Source organism: Saccharopolyspora rosea, from assembly GCF_025643595.1.
Classification (GTDB): domain Bacteria; phylum Actinomycetota; class Actinomycetes; order Mycobacteriales; family Pseudonocardiaceae; genus Saccharopolyspora; species Saccharopolyspora rosea.
On record NZ_CP102826.1, the window covers coordinates 4898664 to 4924561 of the forward strand.

The following is a 25898-nucleotide window of genomic DNA, read 5'->3' on the forward strand; positions in this document are numbered from 1 at the left end:
GCGGTCGCCCGCCGTCGGTCCGCAGGTCACGCGGCATCAGACCCCGCAGGCCACCAGCCCGGGGATCTCCAGCGCGGAGACCGGCTCGGGGCGCTGGACCAGCTCGACGCCGAGGGCTCCGAGCCGCCGCTCCTGCAACGGCGTGGTCACCCCGCTGGCGACCACCGGCAGGTCCATCAGCCGGGCGGCGCCGACCGCGCTGCGCACCAGGTGCACGTCGAGCGGGTCCGGACCGGACGGTGCGGCGAGGCTGCGCAGGTGCGGTCCGTCGACGCGGGCGGCGACCAGCGGCAGCCCGCGCAGCCGGGACATCCGCGTGTAGTCGTCGCCGAACTGGTAGACGACCAGCCGAACGCCCATCTCGGCGAAGATCTCCAGGACGTCCACCGGGTCGCCCTGGTGGTCGAACAGCGCAGGTTCGGGCAGGCCGAGGGCCAGGGACCGCGGCGGCAGCCCCGTCTCGCGCAGCACCCGCTGCACCTCGCCGACCAGCTCCGGGTCGCGGCAGTGCCGGGCGGACAGGTTGACCCCGGCGACGGGGGCGCCCTCGCCCAGCTCGCGCACCCAGCGGGCGGCGTGCTCGCACACCCGCTCCAGGATCCAGCCGCCCAGCCGGGTGATCAGCCCGGTCTCCTCGGCGAGACCGAGGAACCGGTCCTCGGCCAGTTCGCCGAACTCCCCGTGGTCCCAGTGCACGGTCGCGGCCGCCCCGACCACCCGGCCGGTCCGCTGCCTGCGGATCGGCTCGTAGGAGACGAACAGCTCGTTCTGCTCCAGCGCGGCGGGCAGCGTCGCCGACAGCTTGAACCGCTCCAGCGTGGCCTCGTTGTGCTCCGGGTCGAACAGCACCCACTGGGCCCGGCCGTCGCGCTTGGCGCGGTAGAGGGTGATGTCGGCGTCGCGCAGCAGGGACTCCGCGTCGGTACCGGCCACCTCGCGCTCCACCAGTCCCGTGCTGGCCTGGGCGCTGAGCTCGTGGGAGCCGATGCGCACCGGGGCGGTGATCTCGCGCAGCAGCGCCTCGGCGAGCCGGGTCAGCGCGACGGGCCCCGCCGAGTCGGGGACGAGCACGACGAACTCGTCGCCGCCCATCCGCGCGGCCAGCGCCCCCTCGGCGTCGGCCATCGACTGCAACCGCTGGGCCACGGCCCGCAGCAGCGCGTCCCCGACGGGGTGGCCGAGGCTGTCGTTGACCGCCTTGAACCCGTCCAGGTCGAAGTAGCACAGGCCCACCCGGCGGTCGGCAGGGTCCGGGTGCAGCGCGGCGTCCAGGCTCACCTGCAACTGGGTGCGGTTGGCCAGGCCGGTGAGCGGGTCGTGGGTGGCCTGCCTGCGGAACTGCTCCTGGAGCATGTGCGCCGCGGTGATGTCCTCGTACAGCAGCACCTGGTAGTCCGGCTCGCCGTGCACGTCGCGGACCAGCGAGGCCGACAGCCGGGTCCACACGTGGGCGCCGTCCGGCCCGGTGAACCGGGTCTCCAGCTGGAAGCGGTCGGTCCCGCCGGCCGCCAGGTCGGCCGCCGCCTCCCGCAGGTCGCCCAGCCACGGCTCGTCGGCGAGGTCGAACATCCGGGCGCCGACCAGGTCGCTCTCGCGGCGTCGGAAGATCTGCGGCATCGCCGGGTTGACCTCGTCGATCACCCCGTCCAGCGTGACGATCGCGATGCCCAGCGCGGAGGCGTTGAACACCGCCCGCGACCGGGCCTCGCTGGCGCGCAGCGCCTCCTCGGCGGCGTCCCGGGCGTAGAGCACGGCCTGCTTGATGACCTCCTGCTCTTCGAAGGTCTGCTCGCGCAACCGCGCGGCGAACCCGGCGGCCAGGTCGCCGAGCACGCCGAACAGCCGGTCTGCCCGCAGCCCCGGCACCACGCGCGGCAGTTCGGCGGCGAACAGCCGCACGGTGCGGGACAGCACGTCGGGGTTGGTCAGGTGCAGGTGCACCAGCTCACCGCCGACCTCCAGCGCCGCACCCGGCAGCGCCGCGCCGGTGGCCTCGTCCAGCAACCGCGCGAAGCAGCGGTGCAGGCGGGTGTCGAGCTCCTCCCGGGACAGCGGCACGTAGCTGCTGTGCGCGATCTCCTTCTTCCACCGTTGGACGAAGTCCAGGCGGTCCACCCCGGCGGTCACGGCGGGCACCCGGCCGCTGCGTGCTGGCTCCGAACGAGCTGGCGCATGCTGCCCCCTCCGGTCTTCGCGCTGTCGCCGCCCGCCGCGAGCGCGCGCCGACGCGCGGATCCCCTCCGGGCGAGCGTTGATCGAATCCTACTGTCACCCACCGTTTCCGGTAACCCACTCGGGGTGTTCGACACGGCTCGCTACTGAGGGTTATGACCATTGTCACCGGTCCGCATCGCGGGATCGCGGGTAAGGCATGCCTAAGCTGAAGGGGTCGCCTGCCCACGCCCCCGCCATGCCGGGGCGCCGGGCGGTGCCCGCGGGACCGGGTGGCGCACGACGGCGTGCGCGCACGCCCGCCCACCCGGCCGTCGTCCACCCCAGAAGGAGAATGCATGACCCGCCCGTTGCGAGTGGCGATCGTCGGGGCCGGTCCGGCCGGCGTTTACGCCGCCGACATCCTGACCAAGTCCGAAACGCCGGTCGAGATCGACCTGCTGGACCGGATGCCGGCGCCCTACGGTCTGATCCGCTACGGCGTCGCCCCCGACCACCCGCGCATCAAGGGCATCGTCAGCGCGCTGCACCGCGTGCTGGACAAGCCGGAGATCTGCTTCCTGGGACATGTCGACTACGGCGTCGACCTCAAGCTCGACGACCTGCGGCGCCACTACGACGCGGTCGTGTTCGCCACCGGCGCGGACCAGGACCGGCAACTGGACGTCCCGGGCGTCGACCTGCCGCACAGCCACGGCGCCGCCGAGTTCGTCCAGTGGTACGACGGCTACCCCGAGGCGCCGCGCGAGTGGACGCTGGACGGCGAGCAGGTCGCGGTGATCGGCGCGGGCAACGTGGCGCTGGACGTCGCCCGGGTGCTGGCCAAGCAGGCCGACGACCTGCTGCGCACCGAGATCCCGGACAACGTCTACCGGGGTCTGAAGGACTCCCGGGTCACCGACGTGCACCTGTTCGCCCGGCGCGGGCCGGCGCAGGCCAAGTTCACCCCGCTGGAGCTGCGCGAGCTCGACCACCAGCCCGGCGTGGAGCTCGTCGTGCACCCGGAGGGCTTCGAGCTGGACGCGGCGAGCGAGGAGTCGATCCGCACCAACAACCAGGTCAAGACGGTCGTGAAGACGTTGCAGGACTGGGCGCTGCGGGATCCCCGCTACGACACGCCGCGGCGGCTGCACCTGCACTTCCTGCGCGCACCGGTGGAGATCCTCGGCAGCGAGCGGGTCGAGGGACTGCGCACCGAGGTCATGGAGCTGACCGGGGACGGCGGCGTGCGCGGGACCGGCGAGCACGAGACCTGGCCGGTGCAGCAGGTCTACCGGGCGGTCGGGTACCTGAGCTCGCCGCTGGCCGAGCTGCCGTTCGACCACGGCACCGGGACCATCCCGCACGAGGGCGGCCGGGTGCTGGACCTGGACGGCGAGCCCATCCCCGGCGTCTACACCACCGGCTGGGTCAAGCGCGGTCCGGTGGGCCTGATCGGGCACACCAAGGGCGACGCGCTGGAGACGATCACCAACCTGCTCGCCGACGCCGAGGCGCTGCCCCGGGCCGAGGAGCCCACCTCGGACGCGGTCCTGCGGCTGCTCGACGAGCGCGGCGTCGCCTACACCACGTGGGAGGGTTGGGGACGGCTCGACGCGCACGAGAAGGCGCTGGGCGAAGCGCAGGGCCGCGAGCGCGTGAAGGTCGTGCCGCGCGAGGAGATGGTGCGCATCTCCCGCGGCGGCTGACGAGGGCTCCTGCGGTGCGGTGACGCGTATTACGGTGGCGAGCACAAGCCGCCGTCGCACCGGAGGACGAGTTGACCGCGACCGAGCAGATCCCGGACACCACGCAGGCAGAACTCGACGCAGTCCTGGAACGCGCCGCCGAGGCGGCCGAGGCGTTCGGCGGGCAGGCACCGGCCGAGCGGGCCCGCCAGCTCGCGGCCGCCGCCGACGCGCTGGACGCCGCGGCCGACGAGCTGGTGCCGCTGGCGATCGACGAGACGAACCTGTCCCGGACGCGGCTGGGCGGTGAGCTCAAGCGCACCACGTTCCAGCTGCGGATGTTCGCCGACGTGCTGCGGGACGGCTCGTACCTGCGGGCGACCGTGGACCGCGCCGATCCCGGGTTCGCGCTGGGCACCAAGCCGGACCTGCGCCGGGTGCTGCACCCGGTCGGCCCGGTGCTCGTGTTCGCGGCCAGCAACTTCCCGTTCGCGTTCTCCGTCGCCGGCGGCGACACCGCCTCGGCGCTGGCCGCCGGCTGTCCGGTGGTGCTCAAGGCGCACCCGGGACATCCCCGGCTGTCGGTGCGCACCGGCGAGCTGGTCGCCGCCGCGCTGCGGGACGCCGGGGCGCCGGAGGGCGCCTTCCAGGTCGTGCTGGGATTCGACGTCGGGACCTCGGCGCTGCGCGACCGGCGGGTGAAGGCGGCGGCGTTCACCGGCTCGGTTCCGGCCGGTCGTGCACTGTTCGACATCGCGAACGCGAGGTCGGAACCGATCCCGTTCTTCGCCGAGATGGGCAGCGTCAACCCGGTCTTCGTCACGCCCGGCGCGGTCCGCGCCCGAGGACCGGAGATCGCCCGGGGCTACGTCACGTCCTACTCCGGCAACGCGGGGCAGCTGTGCACCAAACCGGGCCTGCTGTTCCTGCCCGCCGGGCACGGCCTGGACGACGTGCTCGCCGAGGAGTCCCGGGGCGTGGGCGCGCACCGGATGCTCAACGAGCGGCTGCACGAGGGCTACCGCGGCCGTCGCGATGAGGTCACCGCGGTGCCGGGCGTGCGCGTGCTGGCCGAGGGCGGCGTCGACGGGGAAACCCTGCCGACCCTGCTGGCCACGGACGTCGACACCCTGCTCGCGCACCGCGGGGCGCTGCTGGAGGAGGTGTTCGGGCCGCTGTCGATCGTGGTCGAGTACCGCTCGGCCGAGGAGGCGCACCGCGCCGCCGAGGCGATCGAGGGCAACCTGACCGCCACCGTGCACGCCGAACCCGACGAGCCCGACCTCGCGGGCGCGCTGCTGCGCCGCCTGCGGGAGCGCGCGGGCCGGGTGCTGTTCAACGGCTGGCCGACCGGCGTCTCGCCGTCCCCGGCCATGCAGCACGGCGGCCCCTACCCGGCCACCACGGACGCCCGGTTCACCTCGGTCGGGACCGCGGCCGTCGACCGCTTCCTCCGCCCGGTGACCTACCAGGACGTTCCGCAACCCCTGCTGCCCGAACCGCTCCGCGACGACAACCCGTGGAACATCCCCCGCGCGGTCCACGAACCCCGGTGAGGCGCGCTCACACCCGTTCGTAGGTGGCTACCGCGACGGACGCCGCGGTCGCCACCGGCGCGGGGAGCCGGGCGATGCGCTCGCGCAACGCCTCCGGGGTGGCGTGCCAGGCGCTGGGCCCCATGGCCACCACCGCCTCCGCCTCGGCGGGGTCCAGCGACAGCCCGAACTCGCGGTCGCGGCGGTCGACGAGCCGGAAGCGGTCGGCGAGCTGGGCGTCGAGCCGTTGCTGCTTGCGCCCGTCGACGGTGACCAGCCCGAGATCGGCGACCAGGCCCGCGAGGTGGTCGGCGTTCGGCGTGACGACCACCAGCAGACCGCCGGGGCGCAGCACGCGGTGCATCTCGGCGGCGTTGCGCGGCGCGAACACGTTGAGCACGGCCGAGGCCGCCGCACTGCGCACCGGGAGGCCCTGCCAGGCGTCGGCCACCGCCGCCCCGGCGCGCGGGTGGGCCTTGGCCGCGCGGCGGCAGGCGTACTTGGACACGTCCAGCGCCAGGCCCGTGCGCTGCGGTGACCGCTCCAGCACGCGCGCCAGGTAGTGGCCGGTGCCCGCGCCGACGTCGACGACGCAACCGGTGACCTCGGCGAGCGCGTCGGTCACCGCGTCGGCGATCGGCGCGTAGTGCCCGGCGCGCAGGAAGTCCGCGCGGGCGGCCACCATCTCGGCGGTGTCCCCGCCGGTCCGGCCGGGGAGCAGGCTGACGTAGCCCTGGCGCGCGATGTCGAACGCGTGGCCCGCCGGGCAGCGCAGCCCGGAGCCGTGCCGCTGCAGCCCGGCCCCGCAGTGCGGGCACGCCAGGACCTCCAGCACGTCGTCGAGCAACTCGGCCCCTCCCCTCCTCGCAGCTGACGCATTCTAGAAGCGGCTGGCTGCGCCCTCCCGGACGGCGTTGGCAGACTGCGGGCACGGCCACTGCCGTCGACATCGGGACGGACGATGGACTGGAACTGGTTCGCCGCCGAGGAGTACTGGCAGGCGCGGTTCGCGGTGCAGCACCTGCTCGCGCTCTGCTACCTGCTCGCGTTCGGCTGCGCGCTGCACCAGTTCCGGGGGCTGCTCGGCGAGCGGGGCCTCACGCCGATCCCGCGCTTCCTGGAGATCGCCGGCTTCCGCCGGGCGCCGAGCCTGTTCCACCTGCACTACTCGGACCGGTTCTTCGCGGTCGTCTCCGGCGCCGGTGCCGGGCTCAGCGCGCTGGTGCTGTTCGGCGCGGCCGACGTCGTGCCGCTGTGGGCGGCGATGGTGATGTGGCTGGTGCTGTGGGTGCTGTACCTGTCGATCGTCAACGTCGGGCAGGTCTGGTACTCGTTCGGCTGGGAGTCGCTGCTGCTGGAGGCCGGATTCCTGGCGATCTTCCTCGGCCCGTCGCACGTCGCGCCGCCTGCTCCGGTCATCTGGTTGCTGTGCTGGCTGCTGTTCCGCGTCGAGTTCGGCGCCGGGCTGATCAAGCTGCGCGGCGACAGCTGCTGGCGCGACCTCACCGCGCTGTACTACCACCACGAGACCCAGCCCGTGCCCGGACCGCTGAGCCGCTGGTTCCACCGGCTGCCGCGCCCGGTGCACCGCGCGGAGGTCACCGCCAACCACGTCACGCAGCTCCTCGTGCCGTTCCTGCTGTTCGCCCCGCAGCCGGTCGCCACGGCGGCCGGGCTGATCGTCGTGGTCACCCAGGGATGGCTGATGCTCAGCGGGAACTTCGCCTGGCTGAACTTCATCACGATCACCCTGGCGTTCTCCGCGATGGGCGGGTGGCTGCTGCACCCGGTCACGCCGACACCGCCCCCGCAGCAGGCGGCGCCGCCGTGGTTCCGCGCGGCCGTGCTCGCGCTGACCGCCGGTTTCGTGGTGCTCAGCTACTGGCCGGTCCGCAACATGCTGGGGCGCCGCCAGGTGATGAACCGCAGCTTCAACCGGCTGCACCTGGGCAACACCTACGGCGCGTTCGGCTCGGTCACGCGCACCCGCTACGAGGTGGTCCTGGAGGGTTTCGACGGCGCGCGGTGGCGGGAGTACGACTTCAAGGCCAAGCCCGGCGACCCGTACCGCCGCCCGCCGCAGGTGGCGCCGTACCACCTGCGGCTGGACTGGCTGATGTGGTTCCTGCCGCTGTCGCCGAGCTACGGGCGCTCCTGGCTGCCTGGGCTGATCGCGGCGCTGCTGCGCGGCGACGAGCAGGTGTTGCGGCTGCTGCGGCGCAACCCGTTCCCCGACTCGCCGCCGCAGCGGGTCCGCGCGCTGCTGTACCGGTACCGCTTCACCACGCGCGCCGAGCGGCGCGCCACCGGGGCGTTCTGGCAGCGCTCGCCGGTCGGCGACTTCGTCCCGGAGCTGTCCCTGGCCGACCTGCGCTGATCACCAGTCCGGGCGCAGCGGCATCCGGGAGTCGGTGCCGTCCAGGCGGACGCCGAGGACCTGGTGCAGCTGGACGATGTTGCGTTCGAACCCGAGCCGGCAGGCGGCCATGTACAGCCGCCACACGCGGGCGCGGGCGGGGCCGACCTCGGCGACGGCGTCGTCCCAGTGCGCGTCCAGGTTGCGGCACCACCCGGCCAGCGTCAGCGCGTAGTGCTCGCGCAGGTTCTCCTCGTGGCGGACCTCGAAGCCGTGGTCGTTCATCTCCGAGACCAGCGTGCCCACCGGTTCCAGCTCGCCGTCGGGGAACACGTAGCGGCCGATGAACTTGCCGGGCCGGGCGCCGTAGCTGCCGTCGGGCCGCGTGATGCAGTGGTTGAGCAACCGGCCGCCGGGCTTGAGCTTGTCGTGCAGCGAGGAGAAGTACGCGGGCAGCTGCGCTCGTCCGATGTGCTCGGTCAGGCCGATGGAGCTGATCGCGTCGAACCCGGTCTCGGGCACGTCCCGGTAGTCGAGGTGGCGGACCTCGGCGAGGTCGGCGAGACCGCGCTCGGCGATGGTCTTCTGCGCCCACTGCGCCTGCTGCCGGGACAGCGTCACGCCCAGCGCCCGCACGCCGTAGTGCTCGGCGGCGTGCACGACCATGCCGCCCCAGCCGCAGCCGACGTCCAGCAGCCGCATGCCCTGCCGCAGCCCGAGCTTGCGCGCCACCAGGTCGTGCTTGGCGTGCTGCGCTTGCTCCAAAGTGGACGAAGCCGCGGGGAACACCGCGCAGGTGTAGGCCATCGACGGTCCGAGCACCCACTCGTAGAAGCGGTTGGACACGTCGTAGTGGTAGGAGATCGACTTGCTGTCGCGGGACTTGGAGTGCCGCCAGCCGCGCGGCCGGTGCTCCACCTCGGGCGGGCGCACCGGCCACCACAGCCGGAAACCGGCCAGTTTGAGCAGCAGTTCGCGGCGCGTCCGCGGCGGGATGTCGTGCAACGTGACGGTGGGGAACGCCGACAGCGCGGTGTACATGTCGCCGTGGACCTCGATGGCCCCGGTGACGTACGCGCGCGCCAGCCCGAGTTCACCGGGGGCGGCGGCCAGGTGCGCCAGCGCCAGCGGGGAGCGGATCTCCACGCACACGTCCGAGCCGACGCGCCCGGCCCGGCTGCCGTCGTAGGCGCGGACCTCCACGGAGAGGTCCTCCCCGAGGATGCGCGGAAACAGCTCTGCCCAGCCCATCTGCGGCTCCTTCCTCACTTCTCCCGCACGCACTTGTCGTACAGGTCCGGCAATCGGCCCTTCGGGTCGTACCGCTGCTTGAGCTCGGTGTAGGCGGGCCGGTTGTACAGCTGCCAGAACTCCTGCTCGGAGTAGTAGGCGTTGGAGTACAGCGACTTGTGCCCGTCCAGGTCGCGCACGGCTTCCTCGATCGCCCGGTTGTGCTTGCCCGGCGCTTCCCCCGGGCGCAGCGGGACGGTCGCCCAGAAGCCGACGTTGACGTACAGGACCTCGGGGTCCATCGGGTACAGCGGCCAGCCCTTCGGGTCGCGCAGCCGGACCGGGCACAGCCACACCGGGCTGATGCCGATGTCGCGGTGGAAGAACTCCAGGAACTCCGCGAGCCGGTCGACCGGGATCTCCACGTCCTGGATCACCGGCTCGTTCGGACCTCCTCCGCGCAGCACGGCGAGGCGGTCGGTCAGGTGGTGGCGGCGGTCCCAGGCGACGATGCGCCGGTAGACGTCCGAACGCCGGTACCGGCGCGGCCACAGCCTGCGGACCAGCGGGTTCTGCACGCCGAGGGCGCGGGAGCACCAGAACCAGTCGGTGTCCCAGCGCCAGATGTAGTCGCGGATCGCCAGGTGGTCGGTGTCGCGGGTGCGCACCGAGCGGTAGTAGATCCGCTGGTCGGTGTAGTCGCTGGTGAACGGCGCCTCGTCGGCGTAGGTGCCCAGCGTCAGGTACAGCTCGTGCGGGCCGAACACGGTTCCGTCGACGAAGTCCACGGGTTCGCCGTCGTACCGGTGTTCGCGGCAGATCTCGGCGATGGCGGTGGCCGCCTCGCGCGCCGAGCCGAAGCGCTCGTGCCGCAGCCGCACGTACCGGCGCACGGGTTCGAGTTCGACCTCCAGGCGCAGCGCGTAGCCGAGGGTGCCGTAGGAGTTGGGGAACCCGCGGAACAGCGCGGCGTGCTCGTTGTCCGGCCGGGCGGTCACCACCTCGCCGTCGCCGGTGAGGATGTCCATCTCCCGCACCGATTCGTGCGGCAGGCCGTTGCGGAACGAGGTGGACTCGATGCCGAGTCCGGCGACCGCGCCGCCGAGGGTGATGGTGCGCAGCTGCGGCACCACCGTCGGCATGTGCCCGGACGGCAGCGTGGCATCCACAATGGACTCGTAGGTGGCCATGCCCTGCACCTGGGCGGTGCCCGCCGCGGAGTCGACCGCCAGCACCCGGTCGAGCCGGCCGACGTCCAGCCCGGGTGCGCCCGCGGGCTCGCGGAAGCGGAACAGGTTGGACGTGGGTTTGGCCAGCCGGACCGGGGCGCCGTCGGGAATCCTCCGGTACTGGGCCACCAACGCGGCCACGTCGGCGGAATGACTGGCTGCCGCGGCTGTTCCCCGATCGACCATGCGTCGACTCTATTGCCGCGGCAGGGCTCGGGCATCCCGCTTCCGGCGGCCGGATCGACCGCCGAACCGGTCGCAAGGGACGAACCTCCCCGGCTGGACCCGGCGGCGCACCGCCTCGGCCGACCGAAACAGCAGGTGATCAACCCGCGCGCCCTCGGTTGCATGCAACATGCACCTTTTGGGCGATTTCGGTCACAACGGGTGAGATCCGACCGCCGACTCACCCACCGCGCCGCAGCGCCCAGGCGCGCAGGCCGCGGAAGCCCTGCACCTTGGTCGGGCCCACGGAGATCAGCCGGTAGTCCGGGCTGCCGCGCAGGGCCGCCGCCATCTCGCGGTCCACCAGGACCGACGCCGGGCGGGCCACCGAGGTCAGCCGGCTGGCGATGTTGACCGTCGAGCCGTACACGTCGCCGAACCGGGCCAGCACCGACCCCCGGGCCAGGCCGATCCGCAGCGGCGGCAGCTCCTCGGCGCGGGCGATCTCCTCGTTGAGCGTCAACGCGATCTCCGCCGCGTCCGCCGCGGTGTCGGTGACGAACAGGACCTCGTCGCCGACCGTCTTGACGATCCTCCCGTGGTTCTCGGCCACCACGCCGGTGGCCAGCTCCTCGAACCCGTCGATGAGCCGGGCCAGCTGGAGCTCGGTGAAGTCCCGGATCAGCCGGGTGTAGCCGACGATGTCGGCGAACCCGATCACCTGCACGCGTTCGTCGGCGGAGGTCTCCTCGCGCTCGGTGAGCTCGCGGGAGGCGGTGGCCGCCAGGTGGCGCCGCCACACGTAGCCCTGCATCCGCTCCATCACCGGCAGGATGGCGTCGGCGAACTGCGCGGTGGTCACCAGGTCCTTGGCGAACTGCTCGCCGAGGATCGAGCGGAAGATGCCGACCTGCCACTCCGCCAGCCGGGACATGGTCTGCGCCAGCGAGCGGGCCACCGCCGTCTCCAGCTCCGGCGGGATCACCTCGGCCGACACCAGCTGCACCAGGGCGCGCAACGCCGCCACGTCGGCGTCGGTGAACACCGCTTCGTCGTCGCCGACGTGCGCGAAGCCCATCGCCTGCCAGAGCCGTTCGGTGCGGGCGACCTCGACCCCGGCGGCCTCGGCGACCTGCGCCTTGGTGTAGCGCGGCGGACCGCCGAGGATGGTCTCCTCGACCACGTCGCCGCTGATCTCCTTATCGCGTGGTTCGAACAACGAGCACATCGCAGTCCGCCCGGCGGGACACTTCGGAGGGCACCGACCCGAGTATCCGCCCCTTCAGCGTGTTCAGACCCCGGCTGCCCACCACGAGCAGGTCGGCGCCGCGCTCCTCGGCGGCCGCCAGCAGGGTGGGGACCGGCTCGCCCACCGCGGCGACGGTCTCGACGCCGGTCGTCCCGGCAACGCGCGCGGCGTCCGCGGCCTCCCGCAGCGTGTCCTCCGCCGGGGCCGAACCGATCACCTGGAACGCCTCGCCACCGAGTTCGTCCTGCGCCTGCTGCACCTCGCGGCCGCTGCTCGGGTAGTAGGCGCAGACGATCACCAGCTTCGCGGTGGCGTCCCGGGCGACCTCGGCGGCACGCGCCACCGCGCGCAGGGACGGCGCCGAGCCGTCCGTTCCGACGACCACGGTGCGGTAACTGGGCATCCCACTCTCACTTCCGACGGCAGGAACTCGGCGGATGTGAACACTAACGATCGCGCGGCTCACCGGTCACGCGTGGCGGACGTTCCGGTCGCACTGTGCGCTGATCAGCCCCTGTTTCGGGACCTTTTTGTCGCATCGGCCAAAGATCACCATGAACTGTCGTCCGGACCCACAAACTGCGGGTCGTGAACCAGCGCGTAGGTTTCGCCGAAACGTGTGAACGCCGACAGTGAGACAGAGCACGGCACCGGCTTGGCGCACCGGTCCCGCGTCGGCCGCACGTCCGGCACCTAGTCAATGGCACAGGGAGAAGTCGTGACCACACCCAGTCTCCACCCCGGGAGAGGCGTGTTCCGCCGCAAGCCGATCGGGGAGATCACCGAGGAAGGCGAGACCGGCCTGCAGCGGTCCCTCGGCCTGTGGCAGCTGACCGCCATCGGCGTCGGCGGCATCATCGGAGCCGGGATCTTCTCCCTGGCGGGTGCCGTCGCCAACGAGAAGGCCGGCCCCGGCGTGTTGTTCTCGTTCCTGATCGCCGGGATCGCCAGCGCCGCCGCAGCGTTCTCCTACGCCGAGTTCGCGGGCATGATCCCCAAGGCGGGTTCCGCCTACACCTACGGCTACGCCGTGCTCGGCGAGGTCGTCGGCTGGTTCATCGGCTGGGACCTGCTGCTGGAGTACACCGCGATCGTGGCGGTCGTGGCGATCGGCATCTCCGGCTACTTCAACGACCTGCTGGGCTTCCTGCACCTGGAGCTGCCGCTGTGGATGCAGGGGGCGCCCGGCACCGAGACCGGGGGCGCCCCGCCCGGCAGCTACAAGGTCAACCTGTTCGCGGCACTGCTGTGCCTGTTCATCGCGTTCATGCTCAACCAGGGCATGAAGAACGCCGCCCGGTTCGAGACGCTGCTCGTCTACCTCAAGGTCGGCGTGGTGCTGCTGGTGATCGTGGTCGGCGCGTTCCACATCAACGCGGGCAACTACCAGCCGTTCCTGCCCTACGGCATCGGCGGCGCGTTCACCGGCGCCGCGACGGTCTTCTTCGCCGTGTTCGGCTACGACGCGATGAGCACCGCGGCCGAGGAGTCCCGGGACTCCCAGAAGCACATGCCCAAGGCGATCATGTACTCGCTGGCCATCGCGATGGTGCTGTACGTGCTGGCCTGCCTGGTGCTGACCGGGATGGTGCCGTACAAGCAGATCAACTCCGAGAGCGCGTTCTCCAGCGCCTTCGCGTCGATCGGGATGCCCGCGCTGGGCGCGGTGATCGCCGTGGGCGCGATCCTGGGCATCCTGACGGTGCTGTTCACCTTCATGCTCGGCGTGACCCGGGTCGGCTTCGCCATGAGCCGCGACGGGCTGCTGCCGAAGTGGTTCTCCAAGACGCACCCGGTGCGCAAGGTGCCGAACCGCTTCACCTGGGTCATCGGCGTCGCCTCGGCGGTCATCGCGGGTCTGCTGCCGATCGGCGAGGCGGCCGAGCTGACCAACATCGGCATCCTGCTGGCGTTCGTCATCGTCTGCGCCTCGGTGATCGTGCTGCGCTACCGGCGCCCCGACCTGCCGCGCGGCTTCAAGTGCCCGGGCATGCCGATCGTGCCGATCATCGGCATCGTGTTCTCGATCTGGCTGGTGACGTTCCTGACCACCGAGACGTGGATCCGCTTCGCGGTGTGGTTCGTCATCGGCATGATCATCTACTTCTCGTACGGCTACCGGCACTCCAAGCTGAACCAGTCCCAGCAGCAGTGAGCCGACGCGGCGGGGCCCCGGTACCGGTGACCGGGGCCCCGCCGCGTGCGCGCGATCGATCAAGCGTGTTCGGTGCGTCTCAGCGTGCATTGGATCACTGCGCCGCGGCGTCGCGGCGGCCTACGGTGCACGGGTCGTCGGCGGGCGGCCGTTCGGCGACGCGGTTTGGGCCTCAACGCCGAGGGGTGGCTGTGACGCGCGTTCGCGAACTGAGCCCGTACGTGGAGATGCAGCGCGAGCAGTGGCGGGAGCTGCGCAACTCGCTTCCCCTGCCGCTGACCGAGGACGAGCTCGCCGCCCTGCGCGGGCTCGGTGAACCGGTGGACCTCGACGAGGTCGCCGACGTGTACCTGCCGCTGTCCCGGCTGATCAACCTCCAGGTGGCTGCCCGCCAACAGCTGCACGAGACGACCACGACCTTCCTCGGCGAGCGGACCGGGGGCACCAAGGTGCCGTTCGTGATCGGCATCGCGGGCAGCGTCGCGGTCGGCAAGTCCACCACCGCCCGCATCCTGCGCACCCTGCTGGCCCGCTGGCCCGACCACCCCCGGGTCGACCTGGTCACCACCGACGGGTTCCTGTACCCGAAGGCGGAGCTGGTGCGCCGCGGGCTGATGCACCGCAAGGGCTTCCCGGAGAGCTATGACCGCCGGGCGCTGCTGCGGTTCGTCACCGAGGTCAAGTCGGGCGCCGCCGAGGTCGCCGCGCCGGTGTACTCGCACGTGGCCTACGACATCCTGCCCGGCGAGCAGCACGTGGTCCGGCGCCCGGACATCCTCATCATCGAGGGCCTCAACGTCCTGCAGCCGGGACCGAGCCTGACCGTCTCGGACCTGTTCGACTTCTCCCTCTACGTCGACGCGCACACCGAGCACATCGAACGCTGGTACGTCGACCGCTTCCTGGCGCTGCGCGGCACGGCCTTCGCCGACCCGGACTCGCACTTCCACCACTTCGCCCGGCTGTCCGACGCCGAAGCGCGCGCCGAGGCCCGGCACATCTGGAAGACGGTCAACGAACCGAACCTGGTGGACAACATCCTGCCCACCCGGCCCCGCGCCACCCTGGTGCTGCGCAAGGACGTGGATCACTCCATCAACCGCGTCCGCCTGCGCAAGCTCTGAGGTCGGTTCGGAAACGACGCGGACGGGCGGTCTCCGGACGCCGTTCGCCGAACCGGCCGTGGCCGCGTGACCTCCCGCCCCTTTCCCGTCACGCCCGCCGGGTGCGGCGGGCGAGGAGCAGCTGGAGGTGGGCGTTGAGGCGTTCGGCCGGGTCGTCGAAGTCGATGCCGGTGATCTCGGCGGCGCGCCGGATGCGGTGGCGCAGCGTGTTCGCGTGGACGTGCAGCCGTTCGCTGGCGGCGCGGACGTCGCCGAACGCCTCCAGGTAGGACAGCAGGGACGGGGCGAGGTCGGTGCCGTGCTCGGCGTCGTGGTCGTGCAGGGCGGTCAGCCGGGAGTCCCGGAAGCGCTCGTTGCCCTGCAACATCGTGAGCAGTTCGCTGACCACCACCTGCGCCCGGACGTCGGCGAGCGTGGCGACCTCGACGCCCAGGTCGTGGGTCATCGCGTCGAGGATGCGGTCGGCTTCGGCGCGGGACTCGGCGACGTCCTCCAGCGTCGGCACGGCCGAGCCGACACCGGCCTGCACGCGGGCCCGCACGTGCCCCTTCGCCGCGGCCAGGATCTCCCTGGTCAGGCTCAGGGCGGCGGAGGCGGCGGAGCGTTCCGGCAGGTCGGGCAGCAGCACGTACACCCGGGAGCCGATCGTGGTGACCAGGGCGCTGCGCCGGTAGGCGGAGGCGTGCACCGAGATGAGGCTGGTCATCTCGGCGCGCTGGAGTTCCAGCTCGGAGCGGTCACCGGCGGTGACCGGGCGGAGCGTGAACACCACGACCGCCGCGGGCCGCGACTCGTCGGCGCCGATGTTGTCGGCCACCGAGCGCGCGTCGATGCGGCCGTCCAACAGGCCGGTGAGCAGGTTCTCCCGGAACCGCGGCGCCGCCCCGGACTCGGCGCGCTGCCGGATCAGGTGCAGCGCGGCCACCCGCGCCGCCCCGACCAGGGCCCGTTCGGAGCGCTCGGCCAGCGGCCGCTCGCCCTCCTGGACCCAGATGGTGCCCAGCGGCTGGTTGCCCGCGTGGATGCCGACCGCCATCCGGCGGCGGATGCCCAGGTCGGGGCGCTCGTCGATGCGCACGACCTCCTCACCGGCGCGGAGCCGCTGGTAGACGCCCCAGTCGCGGAGCATCGCCAGGTACGGTTCCGGGCCCTGCCTGCCCAGGATGGACAGCCGCCGCAGCTCGTCGACCTCGTCGGCGGAGCGGGAGTAGGCCAGCACCCGGTTGGCGGTGTCCTCGATGCTGACGATGCCGTCGGTCATCGCCGCCACCGTCTGCGCCAGCGAGAACAGGTCGCCGAGCGCCTCGCCCACGTCGGCCTCGCCGGTGACGCGGGCGTTGTCGACGGCTGACCGGGCGAACGACTCCAGCTGTTCCCACCGCACCTGGGGCCGCACGCCGAGCAGCGCCACGCCGCAGTCGATGGCGGTGTCCCGCAGCGCCCGGGCGTCCTGGTCGGACCCGACCTTGACCGCCACCGCCGCCGCGCCCTCGCGGGCGGCGGCCCGCACCAGCCGCATCGCGGCGCGTCCGCGCGCGCCGATCACCAGCACGAAGTCGCCCTGGCGACCGCTGCCGGAGTCCTCCTCCGGGTCGACAATGACGACGTCGCGCACGCCGACGTCGAAGCCGCGCGGCGCCGCGAGCACGTCGACCAACGGCTCGCCGACGGCGATGAGCACCTGCCGCAACGGCACCCACGCGGGCTCCACCTCGCCCGAACGCACCACGAATCCTTTGTCCGACAGAACAATCCGACTGCTCCAACGGTAGCCGATCGAACAAATCCGATGGGCTCCGCCGGACTTAATCTCCCAGTGACGACACTTCCCACCAGCGACTCTCGCAAGGAGGCGAATTTGGCCATGGACGCCATCACTTCGGTACCGGTGCCTTACAACGAGCCGGTCAAGTCCTACGCTCCGGGCAGCCCGGAGCGGGAGTCGCTGCAGAAGCGGATCGCCGAGCTGGAGTCCGAGCGCGTCGAGCTGACCCAGACCATCGGCGGTGTGCAGCGGATGGCTGGTGGGGACCGGTTCGACGTCGTGCAGCCGCACGACCACCAGCACGTGCTGGGCACCTCGGCACAGGCCACCCGGGAAGACGTCGCGGACGCGGTCGCCGCCGCCAAGGCCGCCGCCGCCGAGTGGGCCGCCACCCCGTTCGACGAGCGGGCCGCGGTGCTGCTGCGCGCCGCCGACCTGCTGTCCGGGCCGTGGCGCGACACGATCAACGGCGCCACCATCCTGGGCCAGTCCAAGTCGGTGCAGCAGGCCGAGATCGACGCGGCCTGCGAGTTCATCGACTTCCTGCGGTTCAACGTGCACTACGCGCGCCAGATCATGGCCGAGCAGCCGCGGTCGGTGCCGGGCGAGTGGAACCGGATGGACTACCGGCCGCTGGACGGGTTCGTCACCGCGATCACCCCGTTCAACTTCACCGCCATCGCCGGCAACCTGCCCACCGCCCCGGCGCTGATGGGCAACACCGTGGTGTGGAAGCCGACGCCGTCGCAGCAGTTCGCCGCGCACTTCACCATGCGGGTCTTCGAGGCCGCGGGCATGCCCCCGGGCGTGATCAACCTGGTCACCGGTGACGGCCAGGCCGTCTCCGAGGTCGCGCTGACCGACCCGGGCTTCGCCGGTCTGCACTTCACCGGGTCCACCGGCACGTTCAAGAAGCTGTGGCGGACCATCGGCGAGAACCTCGACAACTACGGCTGCTACCCGCGCATCGTCGGCGAGACCGGCGGCAAGGACTTCGTGGTCGTGCACCCCTCGGCCAACCCGGCTCCGCTGGGTGCCGCGCTGGTCCGCGGCGCCTTCGAGTACCAGGGCCAGAAGTGCTCGGCGGCCTCCCGCGCCTACGTGCCGCGCTCGATCTGGGAAGGCGGTCTGCGCGAGCAGGTCGTCGAGCTGACCAAGTCCGTCAGCTACGGCGACGTCACCGACTTCTCGCACTTCGGCGGCGCGGTGATCGACGCCCGGGCGTTCGCCAAGCACAAGGCGGCGCTGGAGCGCGCCAAGCAGCAGCCCTCGATCGAGGTGCTCGCCGGCGGCGAGTGCGACGACTCGGTCGGCTACTTCGTGCAGCCCACCGTGCTGGTCGGCAGCGACCCGGGCGACGAGGTGTTCACCACCGAGTACTTCGGCCCGATCATCGCCGTGCACGTCTACGAAGACGACAAGTACTCGGAGATCCTCGACGTCGTCGACTCCTCCAGCCCGTACGCGCTGACCGGGTCGATCTTCGCCACCGACCGCGCGGCGATCGAGGAAGCGCACCGCAAGCTGCGCGGTGCGGCGGGCAACTTCTACGTCAACGACAAGCCCACCGGCTCGATCGTGTCCCGCCAGCCCTTCGGCGGCAGCCGGGCCTCGGGCACCAACGACAAGGCCGGTTCGCTGCTGAACATCCAGCGCTGGACCAGCCCGCGGGCGATCAAGGAGACCTTCGACGCCCCGACCCACATCGGTTACCCCCACATGGGCTGACCGCCCCGGGGCCCCGCGGCGCCGACCGCGGGGCCCCGCTCCCCTTTCTCGTCCTCCGGCCCACCGGTCGAGCCCCGCCCCCGAAACGTCGGCGGTGCGGGCCACCCGCCCCGCACCGGCGACGTCGCCCCGACACGTCACGCGATGCGGGAGGCAGGAGATCCGCTCCGAATCCTTTGTCCGTAAGGAGAGCACCGATGCTCCGCAGCACCTTGCTGGCCGCGTCCCGTTCGCGGGGCGTGCGCCGACTCGTGGAGGCCAACCCGCTGACCAAACCGGTCGTGCACCGGTTCATCGCCGGGACCACTCCCGATGACGCGGTCCACGCGATCCGCTCGCTGGCCGCCCAGGGCATGTACGTCACGCTCGACCACCTCGGCGAGGACACCCTGGACGCCGCGCAGGCCACCACGACCGTGCGCGCCTACCAGCGGATGCTGCGCACGCTGTCGGAGACCGGGCTCACCGACCGGGCGGAGGTGTCGGTGAAGCTGTCCGCGGTGGGCCAGTTCCTGCCCACCGACGGGGAGAAGATCGCGCTGGACAACGCCCGGCTGATCTGCGAGGCCGCGGCGCAGGCGGGCACCACGGTGACGCTGGACATGGAGGACCACACCACCACCGACTCCACCCTGGGCATCCTGCGCGACCTGCGGGTGGACTTCCCGTGGGTGGGCGCGGTGCTCCAGGCGTACCTGCACCGCACCGAGCAGGACTGCCGCGACCTGGCGACCGAGGGCTCCCGGGTGCGGCTGTGCAAGGGCGCCTACTCGGAGCCCGCGTCGGTGGCGTTCCAGGACAAGGGCGAGGTCGACCGCTCGTACGTGCGTTGCCTGAAAGCGTTGATGAACGGCTCCGGCTACCCGATGGTCGCCACCCACGACCCGCGCATGATCGCCATCGCCACCGACCTGGCGGCGCGGGCCGGCCGGTCGCCGGACAGCTTCGAGTACCAGATGCTGTACGGCATCCGGCCCGAGGAGCAGAAGCGCATCGCCGCCGAGGGCGGACGGCTGCGCGTGTACGTCGCCTACGGCGACGAGTGGTACGGGTACTTCATGCGCCGCCTCGCCGAGCGCCCGGCGAACCTGGCGTTCTTCCTGCGCTCGCTGATCACGCAGAACTGACGCTCCCGCCCGCCGCGCCGCGGCGGGCCGTTCCGCCCCGGCTCCCCCGCGGATTCCTCCGCCGGAGCCGGGGCGGACGTGCGTTCGAGGCCGGTCCGGTCGATCTCGGCGTTGCCCGCTGATCCCCCGCTGTTGAGCGGAAATCGCTCGCTCCCGCGATCCGGGAACGCCCGCGGGCGCGGTTGACACCCGACGACGGGCGCTGGTTCCATCCTTGGCATGACAGCAGGCGTCGACCTCATCTCGCGCCGCTACGTGGACTGCGTCCGCGTCGCCAGCGCCACCTGTCGCTGATCTTCGCCGCCTCGGCGGTCCCCGCTTTCTCCCCGCCCGTCCGCGCATCGCGGATCTCCGCTACCAGGAACGGGATTCCCTCCGTGCACGCTGCGAACAAGCGGCTGTTCGGCCGCCGCCAACTCCTGCGCTCCGGACTGTCCACAATAGCCATTTCTACCGTCCTCAGTGGATGTTCAACGTCGTCCGCCACGCCCCGGCGGGAGACGAAGGTGGTGCGGTACCAGGGGTGGTCCGGCGAGGTCCTGTGGCACGAGCTGGCCGCCGACCTCGGACTGCTCGGCGACCTGCGGCTCGACTGGATCGGCAACACCACGAGCGGACCGCAGGACATCCAGGCGACCGTCACCGGTGACACCGACATCGGCGGCGCGTTCAACGGCTCCATCCTCCGGCTCGCGGCGGCCGGTGCGCCGATCCGGGCGGTGATCTCCTACTACGGATCGGACGCGCTGACCAACGTCGGCTACTACGTGCTGCAGGACAGCCCGGTCCGCGGTGCCCGCGACTTCATCGGCGCCTCGGTCGGGATGAACACCATCGGGGCGCACCACCAGGACGTGCTGTCGATCTACCTGCGGCGCGGCGGGTTGTCCGATGCCGAGATCCGCGACGTGCAGCCCGTCGTGGTGCCGCCGGTCAGTTCCGAGCAGGCGCTGCGGTCCGGGCAGCTGGACGTCTCCACGATGAGCGACCCGATCTCGGACAAGGCCCGCACGCGCGGCGGGATCCGCGCGGTGTTCACCGACCACCAGCTGCTCGGACCGTTCAGCGCCGGGTGCTACGTGCTGCGCGACGACTTCGCCGCGGCGAACCCGACGACCGCCCGCACGCTGGTGGGCGGGATCGCCCGGGCGATCCGCTGGGCGCAGACCCGTCCGCGCGAACAGGTGGTGGCCCGGTTCCAGGACATCATCCGGCGTCGGCGGCGCAACGAGGACACCGACACGATCCGCTACTGGCGTTCCACCGGCATCGCCGGAGCGGGCGGGCTGATCGCGGCCCGCGAGTTCGAGATCTGGCTGGAGCGGCTGACCACCCAGGGCGTGATCGCGCCGGGGAGCGTCGACGTCTCCCGCATCCACACCAACGAGTTCAACCCGTTCCACCGCTGACGGACCACAGGGCGGAGTTCCCCCATGGCAGACATCGTTTTCGAGGACGTGTCGAGAGTTTTCCCCGCGCGCGACGGGAAGGGCGAGGTCGCCGCGCTGCGCGGCGTCGACCTGCGGATCCCGGAGGGCGAGCTCGTCGTCATCGTCGGCCCCAGCGGGTCCGGCAAGTCGACGCTGCTCGACCTGCTCGCGGGCCTGGACGCCCCGACCGGCGGCCGGATCCTGCTGGGCGGCGAACCGGTCACCGGGCCCGGGCTCGACCGGGGCGTGGTGTTCCAGCAGTACGCGCTGCTGCCGTGGCGCACCGCCCGGTCCAACGTCGAACTCGGCCTGGAGGCCAAGGGGGTCGACCGGCGGCAGCGCCGGGAACGGGCGCTCGAACACCTCGACCTGGTGGGCCTGTCCGCCTTCGCCGACCACTACCCGCACGAGCTGTCCGGCGGCATGCGCCAGCGCGTCGCGATCGCGCGCAGCCTCGCCTTCGACCCCGAGGTGCTGCTGATGGACGAGCCGTTCGCCGCGCTCGACGCGCAGACCCGCGAACGGCTCCAGGAGGAACTGCTCGGGCTGTGGGAACGCACCGGCAAGACGATCGTGTTCATCACGCACGACATCGACGAGGCCGTCTACCTCGGCCGACGGGTCGCCGTGCTGACCGCGCGCCCCGGCCGCGTCACCGACGTCGTGGAGATCGCGTTCGGCGACCGCGCCGCCCGGGAGGACCTCCGCTCCGATCCCGAGTTCGCCCGCTACCGCCACCGGGTCTGGAGCCTGCTGCACACCCGGGAGTCCGATGTGGACCAGGAGGTGGTTCCCGTTGGCTGACACCACGATCACCCGCCCGGCACCGTCCGCGGCGGTTCGCGTCGGGAGGTTGTCCGGGCGCGCGGCCAAGTCGTCGGTGGCGATCCTGGTGTTCCTCGCGGTGTGGGAGGCCGCGCCCCGCACCGGCCTGGTGGACAGCATCTTCCTGCCGCCGTTCAGCCGGGTCGCGCGCACCTGGTTCGCGCTGGCCGCCGACGGGCAGCTGTGGGAGAACCTGGGCGCGAGCCTGGGCCGGGCGCTGGCGGGGTTCCTCCTCGCCGCGCTCGTCGCCGTTCCCCTCGGGCTGCTCATCGGGTGGTACCGGCTCGCCGACGAACTGCTCACGCCGCTGCTGGAGGTCTTCCGCAACACCGCCGCGCTGGCGCTGCTCCCGGTCTTCGTGCTGCTGCTGGGACTGGGCGAGACGTCGAAGATCTCGCTGGTCGTGTTCGCCTGCGTGTGGCCGATCCTGCTCAACACCATCAGCGGGGTGCGCACGGTGGACCCGCTGCTGGTGAAATCCGCCCGGTCACTGGGTTTCCGGCCGGTCCAGGTGTTCGCCAAGATCGTGCTCCCGGCGTCGGTGCCCACGGTGTTCACCGGGATCCGGCTGGCCGCGGCCTCATCGATCCTGGTGCTGGTGGCCGCCGAGATGGTCGGCGCCAAGGCCGGGCTCGGATACCTGATCAACGCGGCCCAGTACAACTTCGAGGTCCCCGACATGTACGCGGGGATCGTCACGATCTCGCTGCTCGGGCTGGCTTTCAACCGGGCGCTGACCGCCCTGGAACGCCGGCTGTCCCGCTGGCGCGGCTGATCCGCACGACACGACAGGAGGAAACATGACCACGACATCGACACGAGTCCAGGTCGCCAAGCTCGGCGCGCACATCGGCGCCCGCATCGACGGGGTCCGGCTCGGCGGCGACCTGGACGCCGCCGCGGTCGCCGGGATCCGCTCGGCGCTGCTGGCCCACAAGGTCGTCTTCTTCCGTGGGCAGCACCACCTCGACGACGCCGGACAGCAGGAATTCGCCGCCCTGCTCGGCGATCTGACCCAGGCGCACCCCACGACGACCAGCCGGGCCCGGGGCAACGTGCTGCCCATCGACTCGGAGTACGGCAAGGCCAACAGCTGGCACACCGACGTCACGTTCGTCGACCGCGTCCCGGCGATCAGCATCCTGCGCGCGGTGCAGCTGCCGCCCTACGGCGGCAGCACCACGTGGGCCAGCACGGTCGCCGCCTACGAGAAGCTGCCCGATCCGCTGAAGTCCCTAGTGGACGGTCTGCGGGCGGTGCACACCAACGACTACGACTACGCCGCCCGGGTCGACCAGGTGCGCACCGGCGGGGTCGACGTCAAGGAGGAGTCGCACCGCAGGGAGTTCGTCTCCGACCTCTACGAGACCGAGCACCCGGTGGTGCGCGTCCACCCCGAGACCGGGGAACGCGCCCTGCTGCTGGGCCACTTCGTCAAGCGCTTCGTCGGCCTGAACAGCACCGAGTCCCGGACCCTGTTCAACCTGCTGCAGGACCGCGTCACCGCGCTGGAGAACACCACCCGGTGGCACTGGCAGCCGGGCGACGTGGCGATCTGGGACAACCGGGCCACCCAGCACTACGCGGTCGCCGACTACGACGACCAGCCCCGGCGGATGCACCGCGTCACGATCGCCGGTGACGTCCCGGTCGGCATCGACGGCCGGGCCAGCGAGATCCGCGTCGGCGACGCCTCGGCCTACGCACCGCTGCCCGCCTGAGCAGGGGCTCCCGGAACAGGCGTGGCAAGCGGCGTCGGCCGCTTTCCCTTCCGGCGAGTGGTCTCGCCACCGGCACCGCTACCCGAAAAGGGTTCAACGGCAGTCTTCGACGTGCGCCAGGACGTCGCGCAGGAGGCCGTGCGGGTGACCGTGCCGCCGCCACTCCCGCGGGTACCCGAGCGAGACCTCGCGGAACGGCACCCCGTCGTGGTGGGTGACGCGGGGGATGTGCAGGTGCCCGTAGACGACGCAGGTCGCCCGGAACCGCAGGTGCCAGTCGGCGGTGCGCCGGGTGCCGCACCACTGCGCGAACTCGGGGTAGTACAGCACGTCGGTGGGCTCGCGCACCAAGGGGTAGTGGTTGACCAGGACCGTCGGGACCTCGGGGTCCAGTTCGGCGAGCCGCCGCTCGGTCTCGGCGGTCCTGGCGGCGCACCACGCCTCCCGGCTCGGGTACGGGTCGGGGTGCAGCAGGAACTCGTCGGTGCACACCACGCCGCGGGCGTGCGCCTGCCGCAGCGCCTCGTCCTTGTCGCGCGCACCCGCGGGCAGGAACGTGTAGTCGTACAGCAGGAACAGCGGTGCGACCCGGACCGGACCACCCGCTCCCGTCCACAGTGGATACGGGTCCTCCGGGGTCAGCACCCCCAGTTCCCGGCACAGCTCCACGAGGTGCCGGTAGCGGTCCACTCCGCGCAGGCCCACCGGGTCCCGGTCGTGCGACCACAGCTCGTGGTTGCCGGGCACCCAGACCACGGTGGCGAACCGCTCGCTGAGCAGGCGCAGCGCCCACTCGACGTCCGCCACCTTCTCCCCGACGTCCCCAGCCACGACCAGCCAGTCCTCGTCCGACTCGGGCGCGAGCCGGGTCGTGATCTCCCGGTTCTCCGGATGGGAGACGTGCAGATCGCTGATCGCGAGCAGTTTTCCCACGCCATCACACTACCGCGGCGCGGACCGGCCACCGCCGCGGTCGACAAAGCGGCTGACGCCGCTTGCCACGCCACTTCCGAGAGCAGGTTCGAAGACGGGCACTCACCTCGGAAACGTCCGGGCGCGCAGCGGCTGCACCCGGCCGCTGCGCACCCGACTCCGCACCGACGCCGGGCGCGTCGGAAATCGCGAAGGAGGGTCGGGCACACGGCGCGAACGAACGGGCAGACCGACCGCCCCCGCAATTCCACCCCGGTAACGCGTTGATCCACCCCGCACCGGTGTATACCGTAGTCAGGCCATCACACAGGGCGACAGCACTGGGGAGATTTTTCGGGGGCAGCGCCGGAGGGATCGTCCGCGCCCTCCTGCGTTCGAGCTCCCCGGTCGCGGCGGCACGACACGGGAGGAGACCGACCGCGCATGTCCGAGCCGTGGGACGAGAACCAGAAGTTCACCAACCCGCTGATCTCACGAAATCTCGTCTACTTCATCGCACTGGCCGACGAGTTGCACTTCGGTCGGGCCGCCGAGCGGCTGTTCCTCACGCAGTCCGCGCTCTCCCAGGGCATCCGCTCCATGGAACGATCACTCGGTGCCGAACTGTTCATCCGCAACCGGCGGGGGGTCCAGCTGACCGATTCCGGGAAAATCCTGCTGGGCGAGGCCACCTGCATATTACAACGTTCCGAGCGAATAGCCAGGACCATTCGCGAAAAGGCGAGCGGCGGCGCCGGCCGGATCACCGTGCTCTACAGCCGTTCCGGAGTCCACCTGGGACAGCGGCGACTCGTCGAGAAATTCCGCGAGCAGCATCCCGGAGTGGAAGTGGTGACGATCGCGGGTTGGGTCTCGCACAACGTTTCCGAACTCCGCGCCCGAAAAGCCGACGTCGCTTTCCTGCGCACCCCGCCGGATCTGCCGGAGATCGGCTGCCGGGTCATCGGGGACGCGGAACTGGTCGCGGTGCTCCCCGCCGACTCCCCGCTCGCCGCCGGTGACCGGATCACCCGGGAGGAGTTCCGCGACCAGCCGGTCGTGATGTGGCCGCGGGACCACGCCCCGGAGTTCCACGACCGGATCGTCGAACAGATCTGGGGTTCGGCCGCGCCCCGGATCTCCTCGTTCGAACCGGACTACGCCAACGTCATCGATGCGGTGTGCTCGGGCGCCGGGGTCGCCGTACTGGACCGCGCGCTGGCCGAGCTCGCCGAGTCCTCCGGCGCCGTCGCGCGCCCCTTCACCGACCCGCGCCCGACCGGTGAGATGTCGCTGGCCTGGCTGCGCAGCGACACCAGCCCGCTGGTGCACCGGTTCGTCGAGTTCGTCGCCGCCGAAGCGGGCCACCCAGCGACCCGCCGGCGCCGTGCGCTCGGGCGCCGACGGGCGGACAACCGGTTCTGATCAGACCATCAGAACTTCTAATTAGCAGTCCACACGAGCGGGCTGTAACGTCGCCAGCGGTCAAGGGGGACCGTTCGACCAGC

Annotated in this window: 20 protein-coding genes; 12 read left to right on the forward strand and 8 right to left on the reverse strand. The window is 71.7% G+C overall.

All coding sequences use genetic code 11. From position 1 onward, the window contains the following. Nucleotides 1-36: 36 nt before the first annotated feature. Nucleotides 37-2127 (reverse strand): putative bifunctional diguanylate cyclase/phosphodiesterase, encoded by a 2091-nt coding sequence (locus tag NV263_RS22750; RefSeq protein ID WP_263248645.1) that lies wholly within the window; start codon nucleotides 2125-2127, stop codon nucleotides 37-39. A 383-nt stretch (nucleotides 2128-2510) separates the two neighbouring features. Between NV263_RS22750 and NV263_RS22755 the strand changes: the two genes are divergently transcribed. Continuing rightward, complete coding sequence (locus tag NV263_RS22755; protein WP_263248646.1) at nucleotides 2511-3860, forward strand: FAD-dependent oxidoreductase; 1350 nt, start codon at nucleotides 2511-2513, stop codon at nucleotides 3858-3860. 71 nt (nucleotides 3861-3931) lie between these two features. Further along, the gene (locus NV263_RS22760) at nucleotides 3932-5395 is read left to right on the forward strand and encodes an aldehyde dehydrogenase (NADP(+)) (RefSeq protein ID WP_263248647.1); all 1464 of its coding nucleotides are present in this window, start codon (nucleotides 3932-3934) and stop codon (nucleotides 5393-5395) included. A 7-nt stretch (nucleotides 5396-5402) separates the two neighbouring features. Here NV263_RS22760 and NV263_RS22765 read toward each other — a convergent pair whose 3' ends face one another. Continuing rightward, nucleotides 5403-6221, reverse strand: a complete 819-nt coding sequence (locus tag NV263_RS22765; protein ID WP_263248648.1) for a putative RNA methyltransferase — start codon at nucleotides 6219-6221, stop codon at nucleotides 5403-5405. Between the two features lie 114 nt (nucleotides 6222-6335). On the opposite strand from NV263_RS22765, the gene NV263_RS22770 reads away from it, so the two are divergent. Beyond that, entirely contained in the window at nucleotides 6336-7751 is a 1416-nt protein-coding gene (locus NV263_RS22770; protein ID WP_263248649.1) for a lipase maturation factor family protein, read from the forward strand. Here the strand turns inward: NV263_RS22770 and NV263_RS22775 are convergent, their stop codons facing one another. From NV263_RS22775 to NV263_RS22790, 4 genes are all read right to left on the reverse strand, one after another. Further along, complete coding sequence (locus NV263_RS22775) at nucleotides 7752-8981, reverse strand: SAM-dependent methyltransferase (protein WP_263248650.1); 1230 nt, start codon at nucleotides 8979-8981, stop codon at nucleotides 7752-7754. 14 nt (nucleotides 8982-8995) lie between these two features. Then, complete coding sequence (locus tag NV263_RS22780; protein WP_263248651.1) at nucleotides 8996-10375, reverse strand: FAD-binding oxidoreductase; 1380 nt, start codon at nucleotides 10373-10375, stop codon at nucleotides 8996-8998. Between the two features lie 220 nt (nucleotides 10376-10595). Further along, nucleotides 10596-11537, reverse strand: a complete 942-nt coding sequence (locus tag NV263_RS22785) for an adenylate/guanylate cyclase domain-containing protein (protein WP_263248652.1) — start codon at nucleotides 11535-11537, stop codon at nucleotides 10596-10598. 16 nt (nucleotides 11538-11553) lie between these two features. Continuing rightward, on the reverse strand, nucleotides 11554-12006 hold the full coding sequence (locus NV263_RS22790) for a universal stress protein (protein WP_263248653.1): 453 nt from the start codon (nucleotides 12004-12006) through the stop codon (nucleotides 11554-11556). A 315-nt stretch (nucleotides 12007-12321) separates the two neighbouring features. On the opposite strand from NV263_RS22790, the gene NV263_RS22795 reads away from it, so the two are divergent. Together NV263_RS22795 and coaA are read left to right on the forward strand one after the other, a co-directional pair. Further along, entirely contained in the window at nucleotides 12322-13758 is a 1437-nt protein-coding gene (locus tag NV263_RS22795) for an amino acid permease (protein ID WP_263248654.1), read from the forward strand. Nucleotides 13759-13949: 191 nt separating this feature from the next. Continuing rightward, nucleotides 13950-14882: a type I pantothenate kinase gene (coaA, locus tag NV263_RS22800; RefSeq protein ID WP_263248655.1), complete on the forward strand. Its 933-nt coding sequence runs from the start codon at nucleotides 13950-13952 to the stop codon at nucleotides 14880-14882. 88 nt (nucleotides 14883-14970) lie between these two features. On the opposite strand, the gene NV263_RS22805 is transcribed toward coaA, so the two are convergent. After that, complete coding sequence (locus NV263_RS22805; RefSeq protein WP_263248656.1) at nucleotides 14971-16608, reverse strand: PucR family transcriptional regulator; 1638 nt, start codon at nucleotides 16606-16608, stop codon at nucleotides 14971-14973. A gap of 138 nt (nucleotides 16609-16746) precedes the next feature. Here NV263_RS22805 and pruA point away from each other — a divergent pair, with 138 nt between their 5' ends. The 6 genes from pruA (at nucleotide 16747) to NV263_RS22835 (ending at nucleotide 23478) form a co-directional block, all read left to right on the forward strand. Then, nucleotides 16747-18375 carry an L-glutamate gamma-semialdehyde dehydrogenase gene (pruA, locus tag NV263_RS22810; RefSeq protein WP_263248657.1) on the forward strand — a complete coding sequence of 543 codons (1629 nt, stop codon included), beginning with the start codon at nucleotides 16747-16749 and terminating at the stop codon, nucleotides 18373-18375. A 197-nt stretch (nucleotides 18376-18572) separates the two neighbouring features. Next, complete coding sequence (locus NV263_RS22815) at nucleotides 18573-19502, forward strand: proline dehydrogenase family protein (protein ID WP_263248658.1); 930 nt, start codon at nucleotides 18573-18575, stop codon at nucleotides 19500-19502. Nucleotides 19503-19879: 377 nt separating this feature from the next. Next, nucleotides 19880-20911, forward strand: a complete 1032-nt coding sequence (locus tag NV263_RS22820; RefSeq protein ID WP_263248659.1) for an ABC transporter substrate-binding protein — start codon at nucleotides 19880-19882, stop codon at nucleotides 20909-20911. A gap of 24 nt (nucleotides 20912-20935) precedes the next feature. Then, on the forward strand, nucleotides 20936-21736 hold the full coding sequence (locus NV263_RS22825) for an ABC transporter ATP-binding protein (RefSeq protein WP_263248660.1): 801 nt from the start codon (nucleotides 20936-20938) through the stop codon (nucleotides 21734-21736). Beyond that, entirely contained in the window at nucleotides 21705-22532 is an 828-nt protein-coding gene (locus tag NV263_RS22830; protein WP_380758487.1) for an ABC transporter permease, read from the forward strand. Before NV263_RS22825 ends, NV263_RS22830 begins: the two co-directional genes overlap by 32 nt. Before the next feature lie 25 nt (nucleotides 22533-22557). Continuing rightward, nucleotides 22558-23478, forward strand: coding sequence for a TauD/TfdA dioxygenase family protein (locus NV263_RS22835; RefSeq protein ID WP_263248661.1), 921 nt, complete (start codon nucleotides 22558-22560; stop codon nucleotides 23476-23478). 93 nt (nucleotides 23479-23571) lie between these two features. Here NV263_RS22835 and NV263_RS22840 read toward each other — a convergent pair whose 3' ends face one another. Beyond that, nucleotides 23572-24411 (reverse strand): metallophosphoesterase family protein, encoded by an 840-nt coding sequence (locus tag NV263_RS22840; protein WP_263248662.1) that lies wholly within the window; start codon nucleotides 24409-24411, stop codon nucleotides 23572-23574. Nucleotides 24412-24834: 423 nt separating this feature from the next. On the opposite strand from NV263_RS22840, the gene NV263_RS22845 reads away from it, so the two are divergent. Continuing rightward, nucleotides 24835-25815 (forward strand): LysR family transcriptional regulator, encoded by a 981-nt coding sequence (locus tag NV263_RS22845; RefSeq protein ID WP_263248663.1) that lies wholly within the window; start codon nucleotides 24835-24837, stop codon nucleotides 25813-25815. Nucleotides 25816-25898 lie beyond the last annotated feature (83 nt).

Excerpts from the sequence above, each read along its gene's own strand:
- NV263_RS22790 (WP_263248653.1), bottom strand. The coding sequence starts at position 12,006 with ATGCCCAGTTACCGCACCGTGGTCGTCGGAACGGACGGCTCGGCGCCG.
- NV263_RS22780 (WP_263248651.1), bottom strand. The coding sequence starts at position 10,375 with ATGGTCGATCGGGGAACAGCCGCGGCAGCCAGTCATTCCGCCGACGTG.
- pruA (WP_263248657.1), top strand. The coding sequence starts at position 16,747 with ATGGACGCCATCACTTCGGTACCGGTGCCTTACAACGAGCCGGTCAAG.
- NV263_RS22770 (WP_263248649.1), top strand. The coding sequence starts at position 6,336 with ATGGACTGGAACTGGTTCGCCGCCGAGGAGTACTGGCAGGCGCGGTTC.
- NV263_RS22755 (WP_263248646.1), top strand. The coding sequence starts at position 2,511 with ATGACCCGCCCGTTGCGAGTGGCGATCGTCGGGGCCGGTCCGGCCGGC.
- NV263_RS22775 (WP_263248650.1), bottom strand. The coding sequence starts at position 8,981 with ATGGGCTGGGCAGAGCTGTTTCCGCGCATCCTCGGGGAGGACCTCTCC.
- NV263_RS22830 (WP_380758487.1), top strand. The coding sequence starts at position 21,705 with ATGTGGACCAGGAGGTGGTTCCCGTTGGCTGACACCACGATCACCCGC.
- NV263_RS22815 (WP_263248658.1), top strand. The coding sequence starts at position 18,573 with ATGCTCCGCAGCACCTTGCTGGCCGCGTCCCGTTCGCGGGGCGTGCGC.
- NV263_RS22845 (WP_263248663.1), top strand. The coding sequence starts at position 24,835 with ATGTCCGAGCCGTGGGACGAGAACCAGAAGTTCACCAACCCGCTGATC.
- NV263_RS22835 (WP_263248661.1), top strand. The coding sequence starts at position 22,558 with ATGACCACGACATCGACACGAGTCCAGGTCGCCAAGCTCGGCGCGCAC.
- NV263_RS22825 (WP_263248660.1), top strand. The coding sequence starts at position 20,936 with ATGGCAGACATCGTTTTCGAGGACGTGTCGAGAGTTTTCCCCGCGCGC.